This window comes from Desulforamulus profundi (genome assembly GCF_002607855.1).
The window spans coordinates 1-3,742 of the sequence record NZ_AWQQ01000139.1 but is presented as its reverse complement, the minus strand read 5'-3'; the positions used below and the strand labels follow the sequence as shown (position 1 = coordinate 3,742).

General features: G+C 46.2%; 3 protein-coding genes, 1 rRNA gene and 1 pseudogene. 1 reads left to right on the top strand and 4 read right to left on the bottom strand.

Features of this window, described 5'->3' with window-relative positions; all coding sequences use genetic code 11:
- Window positions 1–260: 260 nt before the first annotated feature.
- Complete coding sequence (gene nadD, locus P378_RS17415; RefSeq protein ID WP_099084093.1) at window positions 261–863, bottom strand: nicotinate-nucleotide adenylyltransferase; 603 nt, start codon at window positions 861–863, stop codon at window positions 261–263.
- Between the two features lie 182 nt (window positions 864–1,045).
- A pseudogene (locus P378_RS17410) lies at window positions 1,046–1,551 on the bottom strand (HIT family protein).
- 206 nt (window positions 1,552–1,757) lie between these two features.
- On the opposite strand from P378_RS17410, the gene P378_RS17405 reads away from it, so the two are divergent.
- Window positions 1,758–2,744 (top strand): sodium:calcium antiporter, encoded by a 987-nt coding sequence (locus tag P378_RS17405; RefSeq protein WP_099084092.1) that lies wholly within the window; start codon window positions 1,758–1,760, stop codon window positions 2,742–2,744.
- 136 nt (window positions 2,745–2,880) lie between these two features.
- Here the strand turns inward: P378_RS17405 and P378_RS17395 are convergent, their stop codons facing one another.
- On the bottom strand, window positions 2,881–3,192 hold the full coding sequence (locus P378_RS17395; RefSeq protein ID WP_238473389.1) for a hypothetical protein: 312 nt from the start codon (window positions 3,190–3,192) through the stop codon (window positions 2,881–2,883).
- Window positions 3,193–3,381: 189 nt separating this feature from the next.
- A 5S ribosomal RNA gene (rrf, locus tag P378_RS17390) occupies window positions 3,382–3,498 on the bottom strand.
- Window positions 3,499–3,742 lie beyond the last annotated feature (244 nt).

The window sequence follows — 3,742 nt, the reverse complement described above, 5'->3', positions numbered from 1 at the left end:
TATTATTTGCAGAAGCCATTAACGAAATGCAGTGGCAGGTAGACTAAGATATTTCCATTTGAGGGAAACGCTGTTTTAACGCTGTTTTATAAAAGATCGTTGCTTTTTAAGAACCCGTGAGTTGCATAGTGTCATCTTTACATTCACTATGCAGAGCGTGCATTCACGGTTTAGTAAAAACCTGCAGGTTTTTACCTATGATTGGCAAATAAGGTATCCAATCAAATACATCAATGTAACAATTTTTACAAAACATCCTTTTATAAATAAATCTTATTTTCCTTGATGTATTGTTCCACCGGCTCCGGCAGCAGGTATTTAATACTCCTGCCTTCCCTCACCCTTTGCCGTATATCACTGGAAGAAATAGACAAAGCCGGCACCTCAAGGGGCAGTGTTTTTTTAAAGATCTCTCCCGGTAAGGATTTCAGTGTTTCTTTAAGGTTGTTCAGATTATAGCCTGGTCTGGTGGCAGCAATGAAAGTACACATGTTCAATAACTTCTCGGCTTCTTTCCAGGTTAGAATCTCAAGAACGGCATCCGCCCCGGTAATGAAATAGACGGTTTCGATCTTATAGATAGATTTTATTTCTTGAACCGTGTCAATGGTATAAGAAAGTCCCTGTCTCTCAATTTCGATGGTGGATACTTCAAAATACCTGTTGCTGGCAGTGGCCAGGCGAGTCATGTTTACCCGGTGATGTGGTTCGGATATTTCCTGACCCATTTTATGGGGAGGCCTGGCCGCAGGGATGAAAATGACCTTTTGAATACCAAACTTCTGGCGAACTTCTTCCGCCACCACCAGGTGTCCGTAGTGGATCGGGTCAAAGGTTCCTCCCATAAGACATATCTGCTTCATGGAATGTTTTCCCTTCTGCCTTCATTACAGTAATTTTAAAGGTTCGTGTGTCAAAAAGCAACAACTTGCAGAGCAAAAAATAACCCTTGCGGTGCAAGGGCCGAAAGAAATGAATATCCGCGTAAATTATTGCTGGGTTTATGATGATCTGAAATTTGAAATTTTATGCAAGATTCTCCTGGTTATGATAAAGGCTGCATTTCCTTCTCCAGCTCCGTAATTGCCCAGGTTATTTTTTCATAGGTCCTTTGCAGCCCCTCGGAAATGACCCTGGTATCCCCGATGACTGCCATAAAATTCGCGTCACCTTCCAGCGGGGAACAATGTGTACATGGAGATGTCCGGGAATGCCGGCCCCCGCCACCTTGCCAAGGTTCATTCCAATGTTAAAACCATGGGGATTGCCAAAGGCCCGGCGCAGAGATTGCACCATAAAGCGGGTCATTTTATTTAATTCCAGGAGTTCCTCCTCTGTCAGTTCGGTGATGTCCCCCACATGCCTTTTCGGTGCAATGAGCAGGTGCCCGTTATTATAGGGGTATAAATTCATGATGACAAAGGTTTTGTCTCCCCGGTAAACCACCAGGTTCTCTTTATCCTCATCAGAGTTTAGTTTTTCACAGAAAATACAGCCGGTCTGTGGCTTGCCGATATAGATAGACCGCCAGGGGGCCCACAAGTTTTCCATCTCAATCATCTCCCGTGTTTAGTTTTAAAACCTATTTCGTTTAAATATGGTAAATCCCTGCTAAGTGCAGCTATTTTCAACCGTATCTTGCAGTGGAAGAGAGTTTTTGATCAACATCCGTTTTAATCTGTTTGCCTTTCAGTATGACAGGGCGGCAACATGGGGAACTTAAGGCATAGATTCTACAGAAAGGACCGACAGCATAGATGACATACCTCCTTTTGCTTGCCAGTCTGGCTATTATTTTGCTCAGCGCAGAGGTCTTTACCAATGGAATTGAATGGTTGGGGAAAAAATTACATCTTTCTGAAGGGGCGGTGGGGAGTCTTTTGGCCGCTGTGGGTACCGCCCTGCCGGAAACCATGATCCCGGTCATTGCCATACTGTTCGGCACAGGAGATATGGCGGAAGATGTAGGCATTGGAGCTATTCTGGGAGCGCCCTTTATGTTGTCCACCCTGGCCCTGGGCATTACGGGTTTTGCCGCTATGACCTGGAAAGTGAAAGGAAAGGCCCGGCAAAGTATGTTTATTGACAGGGAAGTTATGAACCGTGACCTCAAATTTTTTGTGCTGGTCTATGCCGTGGCAGTGGTGGCAGGAATCTTCTCGGACGGTTTTAAACCTCTGGTGGCTTTATTTTTGGTGGCGGCTTATTTTTATTATGTCTACAAGACCCTGCACTGTGAAGGCGGCCAGTGCGAAGCCCATAATCCCTTGTATTTGGCAAGGCGCCACCCGAATCCCGGCATCCCCATTGTTTCCCTGCAGGTGGTCATCGCCTTGATTGGCATTGTGATCGGCGCCCATCTATTTGTCAAAGAAATTGAAGTTTTGGCCTCCATCTGGGGTGTGCCGGCCTTTATTTTGTCCTTAATCATCGCTCCCATTGCCACCGAACTGCCGGAAAAGTTCAACAGCGTCATCTGGGTGCGCCAGGGTAAAGACACGCTGGCCCTGGGGAACATTACCGGCGCTATGGTTTTTCAGAGTTCCCTGATCCCGGCCCTGGGCATCGTGCTGACTCCCTGGAAGTTATCTCCACTGGGCATTCTCTGCGCCGTGCTGGCCCTTGTTGCCGCCGGTACAGTCCTAGTTCTTTTAAATCTACGGAGTGAAATTCGACCCATAACCCTGGCCTTTAACAGCATTTTTTATTTAATCTTTGTGGGCGCGGTGGTGGTGATGTATTAGGATTCAGAAGAAAAAATAGGGTTTGATCGACAGATTAAATCAAAATGGCCCCTGCTAAACCTGCCAGCAGTCCGCTGATGGAGTAGACCAGAATCTTATACCGGTTGGTCTTAATACGCTCAGGCGGGTGGCTTCTTCATTGCCGCCGATGGCATAAATCCTTCAGGGCTACCAGTTGGTCAATGGAAGTGCCGGCGATGTCACGGGTGGCGATAAATTCACCGTCCCTTAAAACGGTCACCCGGTGGCAGATTTGGAACAGTTCCTCCATTCGGTGTGAAATATAGATAATCGAAACGCTCTGATTCACCAGGGACTGCATGATATCAAATAATTTTTCTTTCTCCGCCTCGGTCAAAGCCGCTGTGGGTTCGTCCATAATCAACAACCTGGCTTGCTTGGACAGGGCCTTTGCGATTTCCAGGGCGTAGATTTCATTTTGCTGCACCGAGAAATAAACATCCTTTAATACTTTAAAAATTTTTATTTGAAAATTAAACTACTGTCTCTTACGAGACAGCTATAATTCATCCCAATCTTCATTAGGAATCACTCGTTGTTGCTGTTTAGCAAATATCAACGGCTTTCCCAAACATGCAAAACACCCGCAGTCAATAACTGCGGGTGTTTAAAATTACTCTGGCGACGACCTACTCTCCCRGGGGCTTGCGCCCCGAGTACCATCGGCCCTGGAGGGCTTAACTGCTGTGTTCGGGATGGGAACAGGTGTACCCCCTCCGGTATCGCCACCAGAAAATCTTATGCTTTTGGGTAATTCTTTGGGGTCTAGCCGTCAGCCGTCGGCCATCGGCCTTCAGCTTTTTAGGCTTTTCCCTTTAGCAAACTTTGCATTCCCTGAAAACTGAACAGCTCTTAAGTAAGGTCGTATCTTAAGGAGAAATGATGGTGTTTAGCTCTCACTTCCTACCTCTCACTTCTCACATCTCAAATTAGGTCAAGACCTCGATCTATTAGTACCGGTCGGCTGAACACATTGC